This window comes from Amycolatopsis rubida, from assembly GCF_900115345.1.
In the GTDB taxonomy this organism is placed as follows: domain Bacteria; phylum Actinomycetota; class Actinomycetes; order Mycobacteriales; family Pseudonocardiaceae; genus Amycolatopsis; species Amycolatopsis rubida.
This window is the reverse complement of sequence record NZ_FOWC01000012.1, coordinates 57,616-80,623: the sequence shown is the minus strand read 5'-3', so window position 1 is coordinate 80,623 and position 23,008 is coordinate 57,616. Positions and strand designations below refer to the sequence as shown.

The window sequence follows — 23,008 nt, the reverse complement described above, 5'->3', positions numbered from 1 at the left end:
GCCTGGCCGGCACTGTCCAGGCGACGGTTCGCCGAAATCGCCTGGGCGGTGGGAACTCCGTGGCAGGGCCGGGGCATCGCCGCCGAGGCTGCCCGAGGGCTCGTCGGCTGGTTGCTCCGGCAGCCGGTCGATTCGATCATCGCCCACATCCACCCGGCGCATCGAGCCTCCGCCGGCGTGACGGCCGCCGTCGGGCTGGTCGCTACGGACGAGCAGCGGGACGGCGAAATCCGCACGCGATGAACGCGACAAACCCGTTGGTCAGCGGTCCGGTCTCTGGCTAAGCTCTCGCCCGTGCACCGGATCTTCCTCGTCACCCCACCCCCGCGCGCCTGAGCGGGGTAGTTTCCGCCGCGTGCGCCCGAAACCGGGCCCGCGGCCGCTGGGTGCTGCCGTGAACCGGCCCGCGCACACTGCCCCGCGTCGTCGATTTCCGATTCCTTCGACGCAGGAGCCCACTTCCGAATGTCTGTTGCCCTGCCTTCGCGCGCCCGCTCGTCGGCCGCCCTAGTCGTCGCCGGCGTGCTCTGGGGAACCGGCGGCCTGTCCGGCTCGCTTCTCGCCCAGCACGCCGGCCTGCACCCGCTGGCCGTCGCCGCCTACCGCCTGCTCATCGGCGGCGCCGCGAGCGCGGCCTACGTCGCTCTCACCGGCGGACTTCGCTTTCCCGTCAAGGAAACCTGGCGCCGTCTCGTTCTCGTCGGAGCCCTTTTCGCGCTTTTCCAAGCCAGCTACTTCGCTGCCGTCGCACTCAGTTCGGTCAGCGTCGCGACCATGACCACGATCGGCACCGCACCCGTCGTGCTCACTGTGGTCTCCGCGGTACAGCACCGCCGTGCGCCCCGACTGTGGACGCTGGTGTCCGTTGGCGGCTCCGTCGCGGGGCTGGTGCTGTTGCGCTGGTCGCCGGAGACCGCGACGTCACCCGCCCGGCTGGTCGGCGGTCTCGGCTTCGCGCTGCTCGCGGCGACCGGTTTCGCCGTGCTCACGCTCGTCACAGCGGAGCCCGTCAACGGCCTAGATCCATTGGCTACCACGGCATTCGGCTGTCTGACCGGCGGTTTGCTGCTGACGCCCGCCGCCCTGTGGCTCGGCATGAGCCTTCCCGCCCACGCCGATGTGCTGCTGCTGGCCGTGTACTTCGGCGTTGTCCCGACAGCCGTCGCGTACGCCGCGTACTTCCGCGGCCTCGGCGGTGCCCACCCAGTGCTGGGGGCACTGTCCGCGCTGCTGGAACCGCTTACCGGGACGGTGCTTTCGGTCGTTTTCCTGCACGAACGGCTGAGCGGGTTCGCGTGGAGCGGCGCGGTGCTGCTCGTCGTGGCACTCGCGGTCGGCTACTGGCGGCCGGAGCCTCGATGACGATGTCCGCACGCGACCCGCACCGGAGGCGAACAGGTGGCGGATTCCGCTTCTCCTGCCACCAGTGCGAAACCACCCCCCGCGGTACCGGCGGCGGCCCTGCGGACCAGTCGAGCCTTTCCTCCTCCGAGCAGGGAATCCTTTGTGGAGCCTGCGCGAATGCGGCCTCTGGCCCGGCGGCTACTACCCGCAGATGTCGGTGCGCCTGTACCAAGGCCTGCCCGCCGACCTCGGCAGCGGTGTCACGGCCATCCAGAAGAAGGAGGCGAAACCCCGAAGGACGAGGTGCACGGGTACGGCGAGATCTTCTCCGTCCAGTTCAGCGGCGAGCCCACCAACGGCCTCGACACCGCCACCACCTGCGCGAAGGCAGTCGCCGTGGCCAAGACAGCGGCACCGTCGCCGGGCCGCGCCTGATCACTCGCGAGTTGCCGGTGCGCGGGCCTTCCGGGGGCCGGGTCAGGCGGTCCTACCGCGCTTCGAGCGGCAGCGCCCGCCCCAGAATCGCGAACGGCCGCGGATCGCCGGTGAACTGGTAGTCGCGCAGAACGTCGACGAACCCCATGCGCCGGTACAGCTTCCATGCCCGGCTGGTGCCCTCCGGAGTGGAGAGCAGGACGTTCGCGCTGGGCACGCCGTCGAGCAGGCGGCGCAGCAGGTCCTCGCCGATCTGCTTGCCCTGGTTCTCCGGGCGCACGTGGATCTCGGTGAGCTCGAAGTAGTCCGCCAGCCAGCGCTCGGCTTCCTCCGTCCCGGAGTGGCGGGTGAGGCCGTGCCGGACCTGCTCGTGCCACCACTGCCCGGCGCGGCCCTTGTAGCCGTACGCGATGCCGAGCAGGACGCCGTTGTCGTCGAGGGCGGCCATGCAGCGCCAGCCCTCGCGCAACGCGTGCGTAAGCCACATCGGCGCGCGCTGCTCGGCCGTGCCCTCGGGGTAGCGCATGGCGTTCACGTAGATCGCCAGCGCTTCCGGCAGCCGGGACCGGAACTCGTCGGCGGAGAGCTGCACGTACCGGGAGCACCCGGAGGAGGACATCGCGGTCACAGTCGACCATCCTCCCCTTCGCCCGCGAGATCGCCAGGGGTGCCCCCAGTGAGCGTGACGAGCGCGTCGAACGTCGTCGGGAAGACGGACTTCGGATGCCCCGCCGCGGCCCACACCTCGGAGTGCCCGCGCAACGCCGTGTCCACGAGCGTCACGAGCTTCTCCGGATGCCCGACCGGCGCGACGCCCCCGATCGGCTGCCCCGTGTGCTCCCGGACGAACGTCGCGTCCGCCTTGCTGACTTCCGCGACCCCGGCGAGTTCCGCCAGCCGGAACTCCTCGGCCCGATGCGCTCCCGAGGTAAGGGCGAGCAGCGCGACGTCGGCCCCGTCAGCCGTGCGGGCCCGGAAAACCAGGCTGTTCGCGATAGCGCCGACCGGCACGCCGAGCGCCTCCGCGGCCTGCGCGGCAGTGCGCGCTTCAGCGGGCAGCACCCGCACTCCCTCAGCGGCGGCGTACAGCCCGGCCTCGCCCAGCGCGGCGGTGACCTTGGCGACAGCGGGATGGTCGTGGGTGCTCACCCGGTTATGAGACCACGCCAGTGCAGCCGTGTCCCGCACCACGTGCCCGGATTCCGCCGGCGGGGTTGAGCGGACTCGCCGGCGCGGCTACTCTGGAAACAGATCGAACAGACGTTCGATACCCGGTGGGAGCGCACCGGCCGGTCCCGGGGTGGGGGAAGCACCTCGGGCCCCGGCCGGGCCCACCCGAGCAGGAGGAGGGTCGCCATGTCCGTCTCGGTCGTGTCCCCCGCGGACCGTGCCGCCGAGGCACACCGACCTGGCGCGGTGGGCGAACAGCTGACGTTCGGCGCGCCGGTGGAACGGCCGGCTGCCGCTTCCGCGGAGGGTGCTGCTGGCGTTTCCGAGGGCAGTGCCGCTCAATCGTCAGGTTCGGGAGCTGTCTCTGCCGCCCCGGTGACTGGGGCTGCCCAGCCCGGCCTCGACCTGTGGCCCGAGCCGAAGAACGATGCTGCTTCGGCGGCTGACTCTGCCCGGTCCGGTGCTTCGGAAACTGGCCAAGGACTGTCGCTTGCGCTGGAAAGCAACTCAACGGCGGCTGGCTCTGCTCAGCTTGCTGATGTGGAAGCCGGCCTCGGTTCGTCGTCCGAGTCGGCGTTCTCCACTTCGGCGGCTCAGCCCGCGCTGCCCGCCGCTTTGGCGGCTCGGCCCGCCCAGCCCGCTACTTCGGCGGCTCGGCCCGCCCAGCCCGCTACTTTGGCGACCCGGCCCGCCCAGCCCGCCGCTTCGGCGACCCGGCCCGCCCAGCCCGCTACCTCGGCGGCCCGGCCCGCCCAGCCCGCCGCTTCGGCAGTCAATCCCGCCCAGCCCGCCACTCCGGTGACCAACCCCGCGCTGCCCTTCACGTCGGAAAACACCTCCACCGCGGCGGCCACCCCGGCACCCCAGCCCGAACGCACCCCAGCCCCCAGGCCAGCCGTGCACCGCGTCCCCGCAGGCCCCCTGCCCAGCGCCCCGCCCCCGAGGCAGGTCGTCCACCGCACCCGAGCCGCGGTCCGGCCCTCCGCCGAACCGCCCGCCCGCCGCTCCGGCGCCAAGGGCCAGCCGCAACTTCCGCTGTCCCTGCGCCCGCCGGCCCCTCCCGAGGCGGTCACCCTCCTCGCCCAGGCCAACCGCGGACTCGACCACGCGGAAAACGAACGCGACCCAGCCGAACGCTTCATCGGCGCCTACCTCGCCGCCCTGCGCGGCGCCGGCGCGGTGCTCGCCGTCCGAGGCCGTCCGCGCCGGGGCCGGGGTCGTCCGGCCAGCGGCTGGGTGCTGCTCGACGCCGTCGCTCCCGAACTGCGCGAGTGGTCAGCGTTCTTCGCCGACCACTCGGAAACCCGGGCCGCCGCCGAAGCGGGCATCAGCGGTCGCGTCACCGCCGAACTGGCCGCGGGCCTGCTGCAGGCGACCGCTCAGTTCCTCGAACTGGTCCGCCGAGTCGTGCACGGCCTGCCGATGACCGGGGAAGCTCATGTCGCGTGAACTCGGCACGGTCGACCACGGCCGGCTGCTCGCAGCGTTCTCCGCGGAGGCGCGATCGCTGGGGGAGGTGGCGCACTCGGCGTCACCCGATTCGCCGGTGCCCACCGCCCCCGGCTGGACATTGAACGAGCTGCTCAAACACGTCGGCTCCGTGTACTGGCAGGTGCTCGGCTGGATCCGCGAAGGCCGCCGCCCCGAACCGTGGCGCGAGCCCCTTCCCGGCCAGCCAGTGGTCGACTTCTACGCCGCGGCCCGCACCGAACTCGAAGTCGCATTGGCCGACCACGACCCGGCCACCCGCGCCGCCACCTGGTGGTCCGCCGATCCGACCCACGGTTTCTGGCGCCGTCGCATGCTCCACGAAACCCTCGTGCACCGAGTGGACGCCGAAAACGCGGCCGGATTCGGCGATTCGACAGTGCCCGACGACCTGGCCGCCGACGGCGTCGACGAGGCTCTCACCCTCTACTTCGGACACAAGCTCACCACCATGGGCATCTCGGGAACCCGAAACGGCACAGTGGGTTTCCACACCGGCGGCCACAGCTGGATCGCGAGAGCGGGCCCCGGCGAGACCGAGGCCTGGCGCTGCTCTCCCCGAGAAGCCGACGCCGCGGACGCGATCGTCACCGGCTCGCCCGCGAACGTGTACCTCTGGCTCTGGGGAAGAGTCCCGGTGACGATGGTCCACACCGACGGAGACCACGAGCTGTCCGCCCAAACCTGGGCCCTGCTGCGACTGGCGACTAGATAGCGTTCGAGAACCGAAAGCGGGGAAGCTTCCCGGTTCTACGCTGTTTCCAGACCGCCGTGGCGATCCGGCTGTGCCGGCAAGCGCGATACCCCCGCGCTTGCCGGCACAGTTTTTGCCCCCCTATCCCGCAGCTCGCGGCGCTACTGTGACCCGCCGTTTTGTCGGTCCCGCCCGCTACCGTGGCGACATGGCACCACGTCTGGCCAACCTGGTCACCGCCGCCGGACAACCAGCGCGCCTGGCCCGCTTCTGGTCCGACCTCCTAGGCTGGCAATTCGCCACGGAATCCCCAGACGAGGCCACCGTCCAGCCCCCGCCCGCCGACGGCTGCGACCTCACCCTGGCCTTCGCCGCGACCGCTCGCCCGAAGATCACCAAAAACCGGCTCCACCTGGACCTGTCGAGCACCTCCGGCGAGAACCAGCGCGAAACAGTCGCCCGAGCCGTTTCCTTAGGCGCACGCCCGATCGACATCGGTCAGCACAACGTGCCATGGATCGTTCTGGCCGACCCCGAAGACAACGAGTTCTGCGTGCTCGAACCCCGCGAGGAATATGCCAATTCCGGTGCCGTAGCAGCGATCGTCGTCGACGCACAGGCCCCAGCGCGCCTGGCCCGCTTCTGGTCCCCGCTCACCGCATGGCCGATCACCGCGGACGAACCCGCCATCACCACCCTGCGCAACCCCACCGGCCGCGGCCCCACCCTCGAATTCCTGCGCGTGAACACCCCGAAACACGGCGAAAACCGCCTCCGCCTCGACCTGTACGGCGACCACCCCGCCGAAACCGCCCGCATCCAAGCCGCCGGTGCCCGCCTGATCGGCGCCACTCAGCCGAACGCCTTTCAGGCCGACTTCACCGACCCGGAAGACAACGAATTCCGTCTCCTGTTCCCACGCTGACCCGCGCCACTGTTTCCCGCAGATCACACATTTCCGGCCACCCTCTGACACACCCGAAACACCACAGGACGCCCCCGGTTACGTACGTCGGCGACGGTACGTCCATGGACATGCCCACCACACCCCGCAGCCTCCTCGCGAACGCCATTTCCGACGAGCAGGCGCACCTGTCAACCCCACGTCACCCCCACGAGAACCTCCCACCGGCCCGAGCCTGGCGAGTACGCGTCCGCTCCGACGACCACCCCGGCACCCTGGCCCGCTTCGCCATCCGGCTGGCCGACCTCGAATGCAGCATCCTCGGCCTGACCAGACACCCCGCTCCCGGCGGTGTCCTGGACGAATTCGTACTGCGCCCAGCAGCCGGGTTGCCCCAGCACCTCCTGATTGACGCCCTTCGCGACGAAGGCGGCGATTGCCTGGGGATGACCGAAACCGCCATCCCGGACGTCCGCGTGCCAGCTGTCGCCACGCTCGCCATCGAGGAGCCGATCGCCGAGGCCGCCGCCCGGGAACTGCTGACCCCAGTCACGGAAACTTCCGCCCCTGACCGGCCGACAACCGCTGATATCAGGAAACTCCCTGCCCCGGTCACCCACGGCGAGCCCTTTTCGCGGCTACCCGATGCTCCGGCGGTCGTTGATCGGGAGGCAACTTCCGGAGCTGATGCCGGGCAACGTGATGCTCCGGCCGCACCTGCGTCCCCCACCAGCGGGGAGATGTCCGCTGCGGCTCCCGAGCACGAACTCCGTGCTCCTTCAGCAGCGACAACCTCCGGCCGGAAGGCTGCTCCTGGACTTCGTGCCGGAGAACGCCGGGTTCCGGCGACCGCTGCGCTTCCTGTCGCGGGTGAGTTGTGCATCGGCGCTGACATTCGGGAATTGTCCGCTCTGGCAGCAACTTCCTCCATCGCCGAGGGAAAGACGGTCGCCAAAGCCGATGCTAGGGCGGTCTCGGCAGCACCTGCCGATGCCGTCGCGCGAGAGGCGGTTGCCGAAACCACCGTCGGCGGACTTCGCGACTCGGCCGCGACAGCGCTCGTCGCCGCTCGGCGGGCGATTGTTGATCCGGATTGCCGGGCTCCGATGGTGCGGATGGTGCTGTCCGCTGACCTCGTGACGCTCGTCCCGGCAAGCGAGGCCAACCCAGGGCGCACCGAAGGCGGGCACCGGGCGGTTTTCCCCTTTGGGGAAGGGCAGGCGTTCGTCGCCCGGCGGCGATGGGTGGCATTCGCTGAACCCGAGCTCGCCCAGGCCTCGGCCTTCCTGGAACTGCTCGCCGCGGCGGAGCAGAACCTGGCCGGTCCGGCAGTACTCGACCGTCCGGACGGGACGGCGGTCGTTCTGCGGCTCGGTACTCCGCGGGACATGGACGCGATCAGCGCGGTGCACCTTCGCTGTTCGGCGAAGACGTTGTTCAACCGCTACCACACTGGGTTGCGCACGGTTCCCCGGAAATGGCTGCACCGCTTGCTCATGCCACCGCGCGGAACCAGTCTGCTCGCGGTGTGCGGCCGGGACGTGATCGGGTTCGGGCAGTTGATTTCCCAGCGCGACGGCACGGCCGAGGTATCGCTTCTCGTCGAGGATGCCTGGCAGCGCCAGGGAATCGGCACGGCGTTGCTCGCTCGGCTGGCTGCCCTCGCCGAGGCTGGCGGGACCACGGAACTGACCGCGGTCTGCCTTCCGGGCAACAGCGCCATGGTCCGGACTGCTGTTCGCGCCGGACTGCAGGTCGAAACCAGCCCGGACGACGCCACGGTGCTTCGGCTCGTCGCCGCCCGGACGCCGCGGACGGTCAGCGGTTCCAGAACCAGTCTTTGCCCCGCGCCTCGCGCAGCGCCTGCTTCTTCCGGTCGGGAGTGAGCCGGTCGAGGTAGAGCTTGCCGTCGAGGTGGTCGGTTTCGTGCTGGAGACACTGGGCCAGCACGTCGACGCCCTCGACCTCGATCGGCTCGTTGCGCAGGTCGACGCCGCGCACCACGGCGTGCTTCGCGCGGACCGTCGGGAACCACAGTTCCGGCACGGACAGGCAGCCCTCGCCGATTTCGTGCGTTTCCTCGGAGAGGTGGGCGATCTCCGGGTTGATGACGTACCCGGTCAGCCCGCCGACGTCGTAGCTGAACACCCGCAGCCCGACCCCGATCTGCGGCGCGGCGAGCCCCGCCCGGCCCTCCGGCCGCACGCTGTCGAGGAGGTCCTTCACCAGCGCCTCGATCTTGCTGTCGAACGTGGTCACCGGGTCGCACACGGACTTGAGCACCGGGTCACCGAAGTAGCGCAACTCGCGCATCGCCATGATCGAACGTCCTTTTGTCCACCGAGGGGCCACGAGAAGTCTAGTGACATCACCTGCTTCCCCGACGCGGGTCCACCGAGCACCCCGCTTGCCGCCCGGCGGAGCCGACCGGACGCGCTCGCGTTCGTGACTCGGCCGAGCCGCCGCCCCGGCAGCGTCAAGCTCTCAACCGGAGTCCCTTCGGAGTCGCGCGGAAGCCGGCTTCTTGCAGGATCTCGGCCAGTTCAGAGGTCAGCGCGTGCTCTCCGTCCGCGCGCTGAACGGCCAACTGGCCCAGCCAGCCTTCTCGGACAGCGGTCGACAACGCGGCCGCGGCGGCTTGCAGCGAACTGCGTTCCTCGGTGAAGCTCAGCAATGAGCGGCCGCCGCGTTCGACGTACAGGGCTGGGATTCCGTCGACCAGCACCGCCAGTGCTCCGGCTTTGCGCGCCGGGCGGTGTTTCGTGTCGCCTGTCGCGGCAGGCCAGGACAGAGCCGCGCCGTACGGCTGTGCTGGATCCGCGGCGGCGAGCACTACGGCACGCGCGTTGTCTTTTCGGGCCGCTGATGCGGGCGCGGTGCTGGAGAGGGCACGCAGCCGGTCGACTGCGCCCTTCGCAGCGAACTGTGCGGCACCGAGACCTTCGACGACATAGCCGCGGATGACCTGTCCAGTGTCTTCCATGCCGCGCAACACCTTGTAGATCCCGGAAAACCCGCCGGTGACCCGTTCGGTGTCGAGTGCGCCTCGGGTGAGGACGCCGTGCCGTTCCAGGAATGCCTCGGTGCGGGCATGCGCGCGTCGTGTCGGGTCGGCTTCGCGAGGCGGGGTCAGCGCCCAACGACCGGCTGCGGTCGGCGGCCCGGTGCGCGACGGCATCGCCGGACGGCCGGCGCGCATGCGGGCGTATCGGCCGCGTGGCGCTTGCCGCCGCGGTTTGTGTGCGCCGTGTCCCGCGACCTGTGCCCGCAGCGGCGCGAGCGTGTCGCCGGTGACCAGCCCGGCCCACACCAGATCCCACAGCGCGGCCACCACGGCACCGTCGTCCGGCGGTTGCTCCAGCACCGGCGTGACCCGGTCGACGAGCTGGCGGAAGAACAACGCTCCGCCTTCCAGCGCCGTCACGATCGCGTCGTGCAGCGGACTCGCCGGCGGATTCTCCTCGACCTCGGGCAGCAGCAGATCCGCGACGTCGGACGGAGCGAGCGCCAGCCATCCGTCCCCGCCGGAGAGGGAACCGCAGCCTGCCCACGTGACCTCGCCCGCGGTGGTGAGTTCGTCGAGCAGCGCGGGGGAGTAGCCCGGCAATCGGCTCGGCAGGATCAGCGACTCCACCGCGCTCGCCGGCAACGGCGCACCGGCAAGCTGTTCGACCACCGACAGCACGTCGTCGGCCGTCGGCGCGGACCGCAGTCGTGCGCCGATCCCGTGCCACGAAGGCAAGAACCGGCCCAGCGCCGCCGGTTCCACGGGCTCGACCTCTGCCCGCAGCCGGGCGAGCGACGCGCGCCGCAACCGCCGCAGCACGGCCGAGTCGCAGTATTCGACGCCCACGCCATGGGTTTCCGGATGCCCGACCGGACTCAGCTCGCCGCGGACCAGCCTGCCTTCCCCGGTGAGCCGGTCGAGTACGCCGGTGACGACCGCTGAACCCAGCCCGAACCGATCCGCCGCGGCGGTCGCGGAGAACGGACCGCGGGTCCGCGCGTAGCGGCCGAGCAGGTCGCCCAGCGGATCCGCAACCGGCTCGGTGAACGCCTCGGGCACGCCGACCGGAAGCGCGACGCCCAGCGCGTCCCGTACCCGTCCGGCATCCTCGATGGCCAGATACCGCTCCTCGCCGCCGATGCGCACCTGGATCGCACGCCGTGCCGAGGCGAGTTCTTCCAGCCATTCCGGTTGAATCCCGCGTTCCGCGGCTTCCGTGACGGACAGATCGCCGAGGAACCGCAGCAGGTCGGCCGCGTCCTCCGCGGACCGGGCGTGCCGATCTGGATCGAGCCGCTGCAGCGACCGTTCGACCTCGGCCACGGCCTCCGGATCGAGCAGCTCGCGAATCGCTTCCGTGCCCAGCAATTCGGCCAGCAGCGCGGAGTCCAGCGACAGCGCCGCCGCTCGCCGCTCGGCCAGCGGAGCGTCCGTCTCGTACAGGAACATCCCGACGTAACCGAACAACAGGCTTCGGGCGAACGGCGACGCGGCAGGCGTCTCCACCTCGACCAGCCGCACCTTGCGCGCCCGGACGTCCGACATCAGCTCCCGCAGGCCGCCGACGTCGTAGACGTCCTGCAGAACCTCGCGCATGGCCTCCAGCACGACCGGGAACCGCTCGTACTTCGCCGCCACCGACAACAGTTGCGACGCCCGTTGCCGTTGCTGCCACAACGGGGTGCGCCGCCGCGGATCCCGGCGCGGCAGCAGCAGCGAGCGTGCCGCGCACTCCCGGAACCGCGCCGCGAAGACCGCCGAGCCGCCGACCTCCGCCACGATCAGCTGTTCGACCTCCTCCGGATCCAGCAGGACGTCGTCGGCGGTGACGGCGACCTCGCCGCCGTCGGCATCGAGTGCGTCGGGCAGCCGCAGCACGATGCCGTCGTCGGAGTGCGCCACCTGGGCGTCGACGCCGCGGTTTTCCCGCAGCCGCGCGGCGATCGCGAGCGCCCACGGAGCGTTCACCTGCGCGCCGAACGGCGAGTGCAGCACGATCCGCCAGTCGCCCAGTTCGTCGCGGTAGCGTTCGAGCAGGACGACGCGGTCGTTGGGCACGTGCCGGGTCGCCGACTTCTGTTCTTCCAGATATGCCAGCAGGTTGTCGCAGGCGCGCTGGTCGAGCCCGGCCGCGGCGGCCCGGTCCCGCGCCGTCGCGGTGTCCGAAGTGGACAGTTCGCGGACGAACGCGCCGAGCGCCCGCCCCAGTTCCAGCGGCCGTCCGGCGGCGTCGCCCTTCCAGAACGGCATCCGGGCGGGCTGGCCCGGGGCGGGCACGACGATCACCCGGTCATGGGTGATGTCGGTGATCCGCCACGACGAGGTGCCGAGCAGGATCGTGTCGCCGACCCGCGATTCGTACACCATCTCCTCGTCGAACTCGCCCACGCGCGAGCCGGGTTTGCCCTCGTCGCCCGGCGTCATCACGGTGAACAGCCCGCGATCGGGGATGGTGCCGCCGGACGTGACGGCCAGCCGCTGCGAACCCGGTCGTCCGCGCAGTTCGCCGCCGACCCGGTCCCACGTGATCCGCGCCCGCAGCTCGCCGAACTCCTCGCTCGGGTAGCGGCCGGCGAGCATGTCGAGCACCGCGTGCAGCGCGTCGTCCGGGAGCGAGCTGAACGGAGCCGCCCGCCGGACGAGCGCGGCCAGCTCCGGCACCGTCCACGGTTCGAGCGCCACCATCGCGACGACGTGCTGGGCCAGCACGTCGAGCGGGTTGCGCGGGTACCGCACCGCCTCGATCGCCCCGGTCGCCATCCGTTCCGCGACCACCGCGCACGACACCAGATCGCCGCGGAACTTCGGGAACATCACACCGGAGGACACCGCGCCGACCTGGTGCCCGGCCCGGCCGACGCGCTGCAGCCCGGACGCCACCGTCGGCGGAGCCTCGATCTGCACGACCAGATCCACCGCGCCCATGTCGATGCCGAGTTCGAGCGACGACGTGGCCACCACGCACGGCAGCCGCCCGGACTTCAGCTCCTCCTCGACATGGGTGCGCTGCTCGCGGGACATCGACCCGTGGTGCGCCCGCGCGATCACCGGCTCCGCACCCGTCGTGACGCCGGACTGCCCGACCGCCTCGGCCGGGAAGATGTCGCTCCGAGACAGACCGGTCTGCTCGGACGCGAGTTCGTTGAGCCGCGCGGTGAGCCGTTCGGTGAGCCGCCGCGAGTTGCCGAACACGATGGTGGAGCGGTGCGCACGGATCAGCTCCAGCACCCGTTCCTCGACCGCGGGCCAGATCGACGGCCGCCGCACCGCCGCGCCGGCCACCTCTTCCTGGGTGCCGATCCCGCCCTCCGACGGCAGCCGCGACAGCGACGTGAGGTCGTCGAGCCGCTCCATCGGCGAGGGCGCCGGGCCGTCGAGGTTCGCCATGTCCTCGACGGGCACCTCCACCCGCACCTGGATCGTCTTCGCCAGCTTCGGCTGCACGACGGTGACCGGACGGCCGCCGGCGAGGAACGCGCTCACCTCGTCGACCGGGCGCACGGTGGCCGACAGCCCGATGCGCTGGGCCGGTTTGGGCAGCAGCGCGTCAAGCCGTTCCAGCGACAACGCCAGGTGCGCGCCGCGTTTGCCGCCCGCGACGGCGTGCACCTCGTCGACGATGACCGTCTCGACGCCCTTCAGCGATTCCCGCGCCGAGGACGTGAGGATGAGAAACAGCGACTCCGGCGTGGTGACCAGCACGTCCGGCGGGGTTTTCCCGAACGACCGGCGCTCCGCCGCCGTGGTGTCGCCGGTGCGCATGCCGACCTCGATCTCCGGCGCGGGCAGGCCCAGCCGGTGCGCGGCCTGGGAGATGCCCGCCAGCGGCGCGCGCAGGTTGCGCTGCACGTCGACCGCCAGCGCCTTCAGCGGGGAGACGTACAGGATCCGGCACCGCTCGCGCGGGTTCGCCGGCGGCGGTTCCGCCGCCAGCCGGTCCAGCGCCCACAGGAACGCGGACAGCGTCTTGCCGGACCCGGTGGGCGCCACGACCAGGGCGTGCTGCCCGGCGTGTGCGGCCCGCCAGGCCCCTTCCTGCGCGGCCGTCGGGGCGGCGAAGGCTCCGGCGAACCAGGTGCTGGTCGCCGGGGAGAAGAGGTCGAGGACGTCGTTTGCCACGGGATCCATCATGCGCGGCACCCCCGACAATTTCCGGGGCCTTGGCGGCGGACTCCGTGCCGGATCCCCTCGTGTGGGTGAGGCGATCGGCTTAGATCGCGTACTTCCACACGGTCAGCGAATAGGCCGAATACCAGGCCCCGGCCAGCACGAACACGGTCGCCGCGGCGATCATCGTGGACTTCTTGCGACCGGCCAGCCCCATCGCGACGGGCAGCAGGAGCGCGAAGCCGGGGAGGACGAACCTCGACTTCAGGGCAGGCAGCCCGGCACTGCACAGGACCAGCACCAGGACGCCCACCGCGTACGCGGCCAGCGGCCACGGCATCCGGCGGCCGGTGACGCAGATAACCGCGAGCGCGATCGCCGCGACCATCACCAGCACGACGAGCGTTTCCCACGCGTTGCCCGAGGTGAAAAGCGTCTGCGTGATCCACTGCCAGGCTTCGGCCCCGGCGTCGAAACGCGTGTTCCAGCCGCGAAGCTCGACGTCCTGCCAGCCGGTCACACTGCCGGTCTGCACCGCGACGAACATCCAGTACCCGAGCAGACCGAGCGGCGCGACGAAGACGCACACGAGTGCGTTCCGCCGCTGTCTGTTCCGCCACACATCGATGGCCGCTGCGATCACCACGACGGCGACCAGCACGCACGCGGTGGACCGGGTGAGCCCGGCGAACAGCGTCGCGGTCGCGGCGAGATACCACCTGCGTTCGAGAACGCCGACCAGCGCCCACGCGGCGAGCGCGGTGAAGAGCGCCTCGGTCATCACCATGCTCTCGGCGATCGCCATCGGCGCGGCGCCCCACAGCACCGCGAGCAGCAACCCCGCCCGCTGGCTGTGGACGAGCCGGCCGATCCGGTACATCGCCGTCGCCGCCGCGATTCCGGCGAGCGTCGACAGCAGGAGACCCGCCCCGAAGTACGTCACCCCGGGCAGCTTCTCGAGCAGCCCGGTCAGTGCCGGATACAACGGGAAGTAGCCGTACGACGCGTCGGGATACGGCAGCCCGGCGGCGTCGAGCGGATTGCTCACGCCGGTGTAGCCGTGCTCCGCGATCTGGAGGTACCACCAGCCGTCCCAGGACTTCAGCCGTTCGCCGAGCGGCAGGTCCCGGGGTGCGGCCATGGCCGCGAGCGCGCCGAGGCCGGCCACTCGCACCACGAGGTACAGCACTGCCGCGCGCACGTAGCCGGAGCGGCTCCATCTGCGCACCGGACTGTCCGCCGCCGCCTGCTCGAACTGTTCCCGGCTGGTCTTGTCCGCTAGCTCTGTCATTGCCTCCCCGTCCTCGGAAGACGAGACGTTCCGTTGTTTCCCGGGGTTGCGCGCGTCGCGAGTTTCGCGGGTCCGCACGCACGGTGACCGGGCACGTGGCAGCATCTCCGCCAGCGCTGCTTGAGTCGAGGGGAAATTACTGTGCGGATCCTGTCGGTGGACCTCGGGACGTCCAACACCGTTGCCGTCCTTTCCGCGCACGGCAGGCCGCCACGCGTCGTAGAGGTCGACGGGTCGGCCAACATGCCCTCCGCGGTGTTCGCCGGGGAAGACGGCACGCTCATGGTCGGCCGGGACGCCGAACGTCGTGCGCGGCTCGACCCGACACGGTTCGAGCCCAACCCTAAACGGCGCATCGACGAGCAGACGCTGCTGCTCGGCACAGACGTCGTGCCGGTCAACGAAGCGCTCGCCGCGATCCTGCGCCGGGTGCTCGACGAGACCACGCGCCAGCTCGGCGGCGAACAGCCGGACGAGGTCCGGCTCACCCACCCCGCGCAGTGGGGTCCGGTGCGCCGCAACGTGCTGCTGAGCGCGGCGCGGCTCGCCGGTATCCGCGGAAACATCGTTCTCGTGCCGGAACCAGTCGCGGCTGCGGCACACTTCGCGTCGTTTCCCGAGCGCGCCTTGGCTCCAGGGCAGGCTCTCGCGGTGTACGACCTGGGCGCGGGCACGTTCGACGTCGCAGTCGTCGGCGCGAACCAGAACGGCTACACAGTGCTCGCCGAGGACGGTCTGCCCGACCTCGGCGGTCTCGACGTCGACCAGGCGCTAATGGTCCACGTAGGACGTGAGGTGTCGCACTCGGACCCGCAGCGCTGGCAGCGGCTGCTTCGTCCCGAGTCCACTGCGGACCGGCGTACGCGACGCGCGCTGCAAGAAGACGTGAAGGCCGCGAAGGAGGCACTGTCTCGGCATCCGCAGACCGAGGTGCCGATGCCGGAGCCGTTCAAGGACGTGCTCGTTACGCGCGGAGAGCTCGAAGGCTTGGTGCGTCCGGCAATGCTGCGCAGCGTTGAGCTGCTTTCGCGGACCTTGCGTTCGTCCGGGCTGACCTCGGATCGTCTCGTCGGCATCTACCTTGTCGGCGGTTCTAGCCGGCTGCCGCTGGTCGGGTCGATGATCGCGGAGAAGCTCGGCGTCGTCCCCACGAGTCTCGACCAGCCTGAGACGGCCGTCGCGCTGGGTGCACAGCACGTCGCTAAAGACGGACTGTCGATGCGTACGCAGAACGTCGAGGGCCAGGTGGCGTCAGGTGCGCCGTACGCGCCGCCTGCTGTGCCGCAGGGCGGCTACCCAGCGTACTCACCGACGCAGCCACAGCAGATGCCGCCGTTCCAGTCTTCGCCAGCGCCGTCCAACTTCCCGACGTACACGCCCGCTAAGCCGGAGAAGAAGAGCCGCACCAAGCTGTTGATCGGCATCGCGGCAGCTGTGGTGGTCGTGCTCGCTGCGGGGCTGACAGTGTTCCTGACAACACAGGGTTCGTCGGTGAAGACGTACACCGCCGATGAGTGCCGTACGCCGGGCCAAGCCGACTCGTCCGGACTGACCGGCTGCATGCGTCAGCTCGCCGGCAAGGTCGCTGACAACGGCGGCTGTGCTCCCGGCATGGGCAACGGCCCCGCCGCGCCGGCGAAGAGCCTCGGGCCCGCGTCGACGTGTGCCGCGCCGGGGCGCGCGGGCACGCAGGTGACGTACGTGCAGGGACAGTCGGCAGCGGAGCTGAAGCAGTACACCGACGGACTGCTCTCCTCCGCGGGCGGCGACCGCACCGAAGCGGACTGGAAGGGCAACGCGCTCGAAGGGCACTACGCGGCGGCGGCCGGGCAGTCGTCGGCGGTCCTCGTGTTCACCGTGAAGGACCGGCCCCTCGCCGGATTTCTCTATCAGGTGAATTCCGGCGGGCAGGCGGCCACGCCGGGCGCGCTGGCCGACTACTTCGAGCAGAACGTCCAGCCGGGGGAGTGATCCCCGCCGGAGGCGGGAAAGCTAGCATTCGCCCGATGCGTATCACGGTGTTCCGACGGCTGATGGCCGAGGAGTTCGGGTCCGGACGCGCCGAGATGCTCGCCAAGGACCACGTGTTCAGCGGGCTCGGCGGGCGCACGGTCGAAGAAGCGCTGAACTCGGGGACTCCGGCCAAGGAGATCTGGCGAGCGGTCTGCGTCGAGTTCGAGGTGCCGCCGGAACGGCGCTGACCTGCGGGTTCCGGCGTCGGACGCGGGAGCGGGCGAAAACCGCGCCGGATGGGCGTGTCGCGGTAAACCTCGAACACCTGTTCGTCTATGGTGTTGTGCACAACGGGGCCAGCGATCCACAGATCAGTCGCCGCGCCTGGAATTGTCGGTCCCTCCCCGTAGCGTCGGACCGGACAGAGAGCTTGGACCCCGGACAAGCTTGATCTGGACAACCGAACAACACAGGCCCCAACCAGCGAGGTGGACTTCCATGCCAGCAGCACCCGACAAGGACAAGGCGCTCGAGCTCGCCCTTGCGCAGATCGACAAGCAGTACGGCAAGGGCTCGGTGATGCGCCTCGGCGAGGACAACCGTCCGCCCGTCTCCGTGATCCCCACCGGCGCGATCGCCCTCGACGTCGCGCTCGGCATCGGGGGCCTGCCCCGCGGCCGCGTCATCGAGGTCTACGGCCCGGAGTCCTCCGGCAAGACCACGGTCGCCCTGCACGCGGTGGCCAACGCGCAGCGCAACGGCGGCATCGCGGCGTTCATCGACGCGGAGCACGCGCTGGACCCGGAGTACGCCAGGAAACTCGGCGTCGACACCGACGCGCTGCTCGTCTCCCAGCCGGACACCGGCGAGCAAGCGCTGGAGATCGCGGACATGCTGATCCGCTCCGGCGCGCTCGACATCCTGGTCATCGACTCCGTGGCCGCGCTCGTGCCGCGCGCCGAGATCGAGGGCGAGATGGGCGACTCGCACGTCGGCCTCCAGGCGCGCCTGATGAGCCAGGCGCTGCGCAAGATGACCGGTGCGATGAACAACTCCGGCACCACCGCGATCTTCATCAACCAGCTGCGCGAGAAGATCGGCGTCATGTTCGGCTCGCCGGAGACCACCACCGGCGGCAAGGCGCTCAAGTTCTACGCCTCGGTCCGGCTCGACGTGCGCCGCATCGAAACGCTCAAGGACGGCGGGGAGCCGGTCGGCAACCGCACCCGGGTCAAGGTCGTCAAGAACAAGATGGCCCCGCCCTTCAAGCAGGCCGAGTTCGACATCCTCTACGGCGTGGGCGTCTCCCGCGAGGGCTCGCTCATCGACATGGGCGTCGAACAGGGCATTCTGCGCAAGTCGGGTGCCTGGTACACGTACGAGGGCGACCAGCTCGGCCAGGGCAAGGAGAACGCGCGGAAGTTCCTGCGCGACAATCCGGACATCGCCAACGAGATCGAGAAGCGCATCAAGGAGAAGCTCAACATCGGCCCGCAGGTCGACGCCGAAGTCGAGACAGTGCCCGCGCCGGTCGACTTCTGATCCGGGGAGGGGAGGGGATCGGCAGGTTCCCTCCCCGGTGCTCGGGCCTGGCACCGGGCCCGCCGAGGCATGAGTCTCACGCGGTTTCGCCGCGACGGGATCTCCGGGTGCGGCGGTGTTCCGGAGGCGTTGGTCTCCGGTGCCCCGCGAGGACAGGTCCTCCGGCTGGTGCGGGCTGGCTGGGCGCGGTGCGAGTCGTGAGCGGAGCGGACAGCCAAGGCGGACGTCGGCGCCGCCGGGGCCCGACTCCGGCGCGGTGTGCCTGACTGGTGTGAAGCGGTGAACGGGTTGGCCGGTGCCGGAATTGCCGATGCGGGCGGGTCCGAGCCGGGCGGGTTTCGCCGGCCGCGGTTCGGTCGGCAGGACTTTGTGCCGGTGCTGGACCAGCGATGGCCGGTGCCGGTGGAAATCGGCGTCGAGAGGGAGGTGCCGTCGTCCGAGGGCGGCATCGGGAACGGGAGTGTGGTCGTGGCCAGGGCACCGAAGGTCGATCCGATGGAGTTGCCTCCGGAGGAGCGGGCCAAGAAGGCCAAGGAGATCTGCTTCGACCTCCTCGCCGCCCGGCCCAGGGCGGTCGAGGAGCTGCGACAGACGTTGCAGCGCAAAGGTTTCGACAGCGAGACGGCCGAAACCCTGCTCGGCAAGCTCGACCGCGCCGGTCTCGTCAACGACGCCGAGTTCGCCGAAGCCTGGGTTCGCGACCGGCACGCCAACCAAGGGCTGTCGCGCACAGCGCTCGTCGCGGAACTGCGGCGCAAGGGCGTCGACGACGAGATCGCGGCGCAAGCGGCGGAGGAAGTCGATCGGGAGGCCGAGGAACAACGTGCGCGCGAGCTGGTGCGCAAGCGGCTCAGGTCGCTCGGGAACGTCGACGAGCAGACCGCGATCCGCCGGCTGCTCGGGTTTCTCGCGCGCAAGGGTTATCCGCAAGGACTGGCGTACACGGTGATCCGCGACGAACTGAGCGAGTTCGGCGCGGAATCCAGCATGCTGGACGACGTGATGGTCGACTGATCGCCCTGCGGCACGAAGAAACCCGCCGTCTCCAGCGTGGAGACGACGGGTGTCCGGAACGGCTCAGCGCAGCGCGGCGGCTTCGGCAGCCAGCTTCTCGACAGCGGCGAAGTCCTTGGCCGCCAACAGCTTCGCGGGCGTCAGCCACGAGCCGCCGATGCAGCCGACGTTCGGCAGCGCCAGGTACGACGGGGCCGACGACGCCGTGATCCCGCCGGTCGGGCAGAACTGCAGCTGCGGCAGCGGTCCGGCGATCGACTTCAGGAACGCCGCGCCCCCGCTGGCCTCCGCCGGGAAGAACTTCAGCGCGCTCACCCCGCGTTCGGCCAGCCGCATCGCTTCCGACACCGTGGCCGCGCCCGGCAGGAACGGCAGTCCGGTGGCGAACGCGGCGTCCAGCACCGAGTCCGTGCAGCCCGGCGTCACCAGGAACTTCGCGCCCGCGCCGGCGGCCTGTTTCGCCTGTTCCGGCGACGTCACCGTGCCGGCGCCCACGACGATGTCCGGCACGTCCGCAGCCACCCGCTCGATCGCGGCCAGCGCGACCGGCGTGCGCAGCGTCAGCTCGATCACCCCGATCCCGCCGGCGAGCAGGGCGCGGGCCGTCGGCACCGCGTCGCCGACGTCGTCGATCACCACGACGGGCATCACGGGGGACAGAGCGAGCAGGTCCGTGCCGGTGGTCACTGACCGACCTCCTGGGTCTGGAGAGCGTACGAGGACTCACCCATTGTCCCGCTTCCGAATGGCGGAACTCCCCGGGCGAGGTCCAGCTCCGGAGTGAGCGCCCCGAACACGCTCGCGCCCTGGTCAGCGGGGCCGACCGCGCGCCGCAACGCCCCGAACAGCTCCCGCCCGGTCCCGCTCCACGCGGCTTCCGAGGGCGGGGCGTCCGTCAGATCCCGGCGCGCCAGTTCGTCGTCCGCGATCAGCACGTCCAACGATCCGGACCGCGCGTCGAACCGGACCACGTCGCCGTCGGCGATCCGGGCGATCGGCCCGCCCACCGCGGCCTCCGGCGTCACCTGAATCGCGGCCGGCACCTTGCCCGACGCACCCGACATCCGCCCGTCGGTGAGCAGCGCGACCCGGAACCCCCGGTCCATCAACACTCCCAACGCAGGCGTCAGACCGTGCAGTTCCGGCATGCCGTTCGCCTGCGGACCCTGCTGGCGCAGCACCACGACCACGTCCCGGTCCAGCTCCCCAGCCTCGAAGGCAACCCGGAATGCGTCCTGCGACGTGAACACCCGCGCCGGTGCCTCCACGACGCGGTGCTCCGGGGCGACCGCCGACACCTTCGTGACTGCTCGGCCCAAGTTGCCTTCCACCATCCGCAGCCCACCGTCCGGCGCGAACGGCCGCCAGGCCGGACGCAGCACCTCTTCGTCAAGGCTGCGCGTCGGCACGTCTCGCCACACCAGCTCGCCGTCCGACAAGATCGGCTCCTGCGTGTACCGGCGCAGACCGCGACCCGCGACGGTGAGCACGTCCTCGTGCAGCAAGCCCGCGTCGAGCAGCGTGCCGACGAGGAACTGGATGCCGCCCGCCGCGTGGAAGTGATTGATGTCCGCGCTGCCGTTCGGATACACGCGCGCCAGCAGCGGCACGATCGCGGACAGGTCCGAGAAATCGTCCCAGCTCAGCTGAATCCCGGCCGCCGCGGCGATCGCCACCAGGTGCATCGTGTGGTTGGTCGACCCGCCGGTGGCCAGCAGCGCCACGATGCCGTTCACGAACGCTTTTTCGTCCAGCACCTGCGAAATCGGCGTGTACGCCTCGCCGCGGGACAGTTCGACGACGCGTCGGCCAGCCTCTTCGGTGAGCACCTGGCGCAACGGCGTGTTCGGCGGCACAAAGCTCGCACCCGGCAAGTGCAGGCCCATCACCTCGACGACCATCTGGTTCGAGTTGGCAGTGCCGTAGAACGTGCACGTGCCGGCTGAGTGATACGACGCGGCTTCCGCGTCGAGCAGGTCCTCCCGCGTCGCGAGCCCCTCCGCGTACAGCTGCCGCACCCGGGCTTTTTCCTTGTTCGGCAAGCCTGAATTCATCGGACCGGCAGGCACGAGCACCGCGGGCAGATGCCCGAACGACAGCGCGCCGATCAACAGCCCCGGCACGATCTTGTCGCACACGCCCAGCAGCAACGCCGCGTCGAACATGTCGTGGGACAACGCGATCGCCGTCGCCATCGCGATCACTTCGCGGCTGAACAGCGACAACTCCATGCCCGGACGCCCCTGCGTGATGCCGTCGCACATCGCAGGCACCCCGCCCGCGAACTGCGCGACGCCGCCGGCTTCGCGAACCGATTTCTTCAGCCACGCCGGGTATTCCTGCATCGGCTGGTGGGCGGAGAGCATGTCGTTGTACGAGGACACGATGGCCACCCCCGGCGCGCGCAGCTGACGCAGCGCCTGCTTGTCGACGCCGTCCATGGCGGCGAATCCGTGCGCGAGGTTGCTGCAAGCGAGGCCGCGGCGGACCGGCCCCTCCTCGAAAGCGGCCGCGCTGCGGGCGAGGTATGCCGCCCGCGTGCCCGCACTGCGCTCGGCGATCCGGTCGGTGACGTCGGCAAGCACGCGGTGCACCGCGGCGGTCGGGTTCGGGCTGCTGCTCATCTCAAGCTCCCGGCTCGTGACGGGTTCGCGAGACGGCGGCGCTGGCGTCGCGGGAACGTGACGGTGCACACGGTAACCTGAGAACCCGCCGGAAACAAAATCGATTCAGAAGACCCGGTACGATGCTGGGGTCGGTCCAGTCGTCGAAGTCCGTGTCGGTGCCTGATGCCGATATATGGGTGTTAACGGTTGATGACGGGCACTATCCGCGGCCGGAGGTGACACTTGATGCGAGATTCGAAGATGCCGACTCCGCAGGAGCGTGGTTTGGGTGCGGCGTTGCGGAGCGTCCGGATCGAGGCGAGTTTCGACCTGACTGAGCTGAGCCGGTGGGTCGGCGTGGATCCGGCGTTGCTGTCGAGCTGGGAGCGGGGCGAGCGGGTTCCGACGCCGGAGGACGTCGCGGGTGTGCTGGGCGCGCTCGGGGTGGTCGGGGAGCGGAAGGCGCGGATCATGTCGCTGGCGCGCCGTGTGGCGGGGTTGAGCTGGTTCATCCCGGGATCGCAGGCGTGCGCGATGCTGGTCGAGCGTGAACAGGACGCGACGTCGGTGACCGTGTGGGCTCCGCTGCTCATTCCGGATCTGCTGCAGATTCCCGACTACACGCGGCTGGCGGCCGGTCCTGGCCTGCGGGACAAGGACATTTTGGAGCAGATCGTCGAGAACCGCCTGGACCGCAGCAGGAATCTGTTCGGCGCGGAGGCGGTCGGGGCGCAGATGTTCATCGGGCCCGAGGCGCTGAGGAACTATTTCGGCGATCCCGAGGTGATGCTGCGGCAGGTGCGGTACCTCAAGAAACTGGCGGAGTTCTCGCGAACAGTGACGATCCGGGTGGTCCCCGGCCAAGTCGTGACAGAGGACGCGTTCAGCTGGTACCGGCAGCGGGACGCCTCGGAAGTCGTGTTCTGCCCGCACCATCTCGGCGGCGTCTTCCTGACCGGCCAGCAGGCCGCCCCGTACGCGGGAACAGTCGAGCGGCTGGCCGAATCCGCGTTGTCTCCAGCTGATTCGCTGGGTCGATTGTCGGCTGCGGTGGCCGGGTTCGCGAAGGAGGTGAAAGCCCAGCGGCTGGCGACCGATGCCGAGCTGGCAAGGCTTCTTGCGGGTGAGGATCCGGCGGACTAGACGCCTGTAACAATTAGTGATTTTCGGGCAACGCTCTGCTCATCTTGGCCCGCGAAGTGCGCGACTCGTCTCCGACTCACGGATACGAGTCGCGACCGAGCGGCCGCGACGATCTGCAGCGTGGTCGGCCCGGAGATCGAACCGGCACCGGCGGCCTGACCTGCGCGACTGGCGGCTCGGAACCCCTCCGGAGACCCCTGATTGAGCCTCGAATCCGAGGTCAGGAGGCAACACGCTGGTAAATGTGCTACTTGTCACAGTGCACCGCGCGAGGCAGAGTCGTACTTGGCGACGTTGATCGTCACCCGAA

Annotated in this window: 21 protein-coding genes; 12 read left to right on the top strand and 9 right to left on the bottom strand. The window is 70.3% G+C overall.

Features of this window, described 5'->3' with window-relative positions:
- Positions 1-48 precede the first annotated feature (48 nt).
- The 3 genes from BM362_RS48480 to BM362_RS50105 all read left to right on the top strand — a co-directional run bounded on the left by BM362_RS48480 (position 49) and on the right by BM362_RS50105 (position 1,779).
- The gene (locus BM362_RS48480; protein ID WP_198545201.1) at positions 49-243 is read left to right on the top strand and encodes a GNAT family N-acetyltransferase; all 195 of its coding nucleotides are present in this window, start codon (positions 49-51) and stop codon (positions 241-243) included.
- Between the two features lie 222 nt (positions 244-465).
- Positions 466-1,362, top strand: coding sequence for a DMT family transporter (locus BM362_RS34280; protein WP_093575997.1), 897 nt, complete (start codon positions 466-468; stop codon positions 1,360-1,362).
- 285 nt (positions 1,363-1,647) lie between these two features.
- Positions 1,648-1,779: a hypothetical protein gene (locus BM362_RS50105; protein ID WP_255366060.1), complete on the top strand. Its 132-nt coding sequence runs from the start codon at positions 1,648-1,650 to the stop codon at positions 1,777-1,779.
- 52 nt (positions 1,780-1,831) lie between these two features.
- Here the strand turns inward: BM362_RS50105 and BM362_RS34275 are convergent, their stop codons facing one another.
- The 3 genes from BM362_RS34275 to BM362_RS49510 form a co-directional block, all read right to left on the bottom strand.
- Positions 1,832-2,407 (bottom strand): GNAT family N-acetyltransferase, encoded by a 576-nt coding sequence (locus BM362_RS34275; RefSeq protein ID WP_067577775.1) that lies wholly within the window; start codon positions 2,405-2,407, stop codon positions 1,832-1,834.
- Positions 2,404-2,928, bottom strand: coding sequence for a YbaK/EbsC family protein (locus BM362_RS34270; RefSeq protein ID WP_093575996.1), 525 nt, complete (start codon positions 2,926-2,928; stop codon positions 2,404-2,406). The genes BM362_RS34275 and BM362_RS34270 overlap by 4 nt, the downstream gene beginning before the upstream one ends.
- 614 nt (positions 2,929-3,542) lie before the next feature.
- Positions 3,543-3,803 (bottom strand): hypothetical protein, encoded by a 261-nt coding sequence (locus tag BM362_RS49510; RefSeq protein WP_093575995.1) that lies wholly within the window; start codon positions 3,801-3,803, stop codon positions 3,543-3,545.
- Between the two features lie 43 nt (positions 3,804-3,846).
- Between BM362_RS49510 and BM362_RS49505 the strand changes: the two genes are divergently transcribed.
- The 3 genes from BM362_RS49505 to BM362_RS34250 all read left to right on the top strand — a co-directional run bounded on the left by BM362_RS49505 (position 3,847) and on the right by BM362_RS34250 (position 6,056).
- Positions 3,847-4,398, top strand: a complete 552-nt coding sequence (locus tag BM362_RS49505; RefSeq protein ID WP_067577771.1) for an SAV_6107 family HEPN domain-containing protein — start codon at positions 3,847-3,849, stop codon at positions 4,396-4,398.
- Complete coding sequence (locus tag BM362_RS34255; protein WP_067577770.1) at positions 4,388-5,152, top strand: maleylpyruvate isomerase family mycothiol-dependent enzyme; 765 nt, start codon at positions 4,388-4,390, stop codon at positions 5,150-5,152. Before BM362_RS49505 ends, BM362_RS34255 begins: the two co-directional genes overlap by 11 nt.
- Positions 5,153-5,297: 145 nt before the next feature.
- Complete coding sequence (locus tag BM362_RS34250) at positions 5,298-6,056, top strand: VOC family protein (protein WP_244287375.1); 759 nt, start codon at positions 5,298-5,300, stop codon at positions 6,054-6,056.
- A 170-nt stretch (positions 6,057-6,226) separates the two neighbouring features.
- Here the strand turns inward: BM362_RS34250 and BM362_RS34245 are convergent, their stop codons facing one another.
- A complete protein-coding gene (locus tag BM362_RS34245; RefSeq protein WP_093575993.1) occupies positions 6,227-6,655 on the bottom strand; it encodes a hypothetical protein in 429 nt (142 codons plus the stop codon).
- A gap of 495 nt (positions 6,656-7,150) precedes the next feature.
- Here BM362_RS34245 and BM362_RS34240 point away from each other — a divergent pair, with 495 nt between their 5' ends.
- The gene (locus tag BM362_RS34240; protein ID WP_232791526.1) at positions 7,151-7,921 is read left to right on the top strand and encodes a GNAT family N-acetyltransferase; all 771 of its coding nucleotides are present in this window, start codon (positions 7,151-7,153) and stop codon (positions 7,919-7,921) included.
- Here BM362_RS34240 and def read toward each other — a convergent pair.
- The 3 genes from def to BM362_RS34225 all read right to left on the bottom strand — a co-directional run bounded on the left by def (position 7,854) and on the right by BM362_RS34225 (position 14,440).
- Positions 7,854-8,354, bottom strand: a complete 501-nt coding sequence (def, locus tag BM362_RS34235) for a peptide deformylase (RefSeq protein WP_067577763.1) — start codon at positions 8,352-8,354, stop codon at positions 7,854-7,856. The two genes, BM362_RS34240 and def, sit on opposite strands and share 68 nt — an antisense overlap.
- A 157-nt stretch (positions 8,355-8,511) precedes the next feature.
- Positions 8,512-13,173, bottom strand: coding sequence for an ATP-dependent helicase (locus BM362_RS34230; RefSeq protein WP_093575991.1), 4,662 nt, complete (start codon positions 13,171-13,173; stop codon positions 8,512-8,514).
- A gap of 79 nt (positions 13,174-13,252) precedes the next feature.
- Positions 13,253-14,440: a hypothetical protein gene (locus tag BM362_RS34225; RefSeq protein ID WP_067577759.1), complete on the bottom strand. Its 1,188-nt coding sequence runs from the start codon at positions 14,438-14,440 to the stop codon at positions 13,253-13,255.
- A 141-nt stretch (positions 14,441-14,581) separates the two neighbouring features.
- Here BM362_RS34225 and BM362_RS34220 point away from each other — a divergent pair, with 141 nt between their 5' ends.
- The 4 genes from BM362_RS34220 (at position 14,582) to BM362_RS34205 (ending at position 18,949) form a co-directional block, all read left to right on the top strand.
- On the top strand, positions 14,582-16,411 hold the full coding sequence (locus BM362_RS34220; protein WP_093575990.1) for an Hsp70 family protein: 1,830 nt from the start codon (positions 14,582-14,584) through the stop codon (positions 16,409-16,411).
- A gap of 35 nt (positions 16,412-16,446) precedes the next feature.
- Positions 16,447-16,641, top strand: a complete 195-nt coding sequence (locus BM362_RS34215) for a DUF3046 domain-containing protein (RefSeq protein ID WP_067577755.1) — start codon at positions 16,447-16,449, stop codon at positions 16,639-16,641.
- 250 nt (positions 16,642-16,891) lie between these two features.
- Positions 16,892-17,935, top strand: coding sequence for a recombinase RecA (recA, locus tag BM362_RS34210; protein ID WP_067577753.1), 1,044 nt, complete (start codon positions 16,892-16,894; stop codon positions 17,933-17,935).
- Between the two features lie 495 nt (positions 17,936-18,430).
- Entirely contained in the window at positions 18,431-18,949 is a 519-nt protein-coding gene (locus tag BM362_RS34205) for a regulatory protein RecX (RefSeq protein ID WP_093576085.1), read from the top strand.
- Between the two features lie 63 nt (positions 18,950-19,012).
- Here the strand turns inward: BM362_RS34205 and eda are convergent, their stop codons facing one another.
- Positions 19,013-19,636, bottom strand: a complete 624-nt coding sequence (gene eda / locus BM362_RS34200; protein WP_093575989.1) for a bifunctional 4-hydroxy-2-oxoglutarate aldolase/2-dehydro-3-deoxy-phosphogluconate aldolase — start codon at positions 19,634-19,636, stop codon at positions 19,013-19,015.
- Positions 19,633-21,573, bottom strand: coding sequence for a phosphogluconate dehydratase (gene edd / locus BM362_RS34195; protein WP_067577749.1), 1,941 nt, complete (start codon positions 21,571-21,573; stop codon positions 19,633-19,635). Before edd ends, eda begins: the two co-directional genes overlap by 4 nt.
- Before the next feature lie 228 nt (positions 21,574-21,801).
- Between edd and BM362_RS34190 the strand changes: the two genes are divergently transcribed.
- Positions 21,802-22,698, top strand: a complete 897-nt coding sequence (locus BM362_RS34190) for a helix-turn-helix domain-containing protein (RefSeq protein ID WP_067577747.1) — start codon at positions 21,802-21,804, stop codon at positions 22,696-22,698.
- Positions 22,699-23,008: the final 310 nt, after the last annotated feature.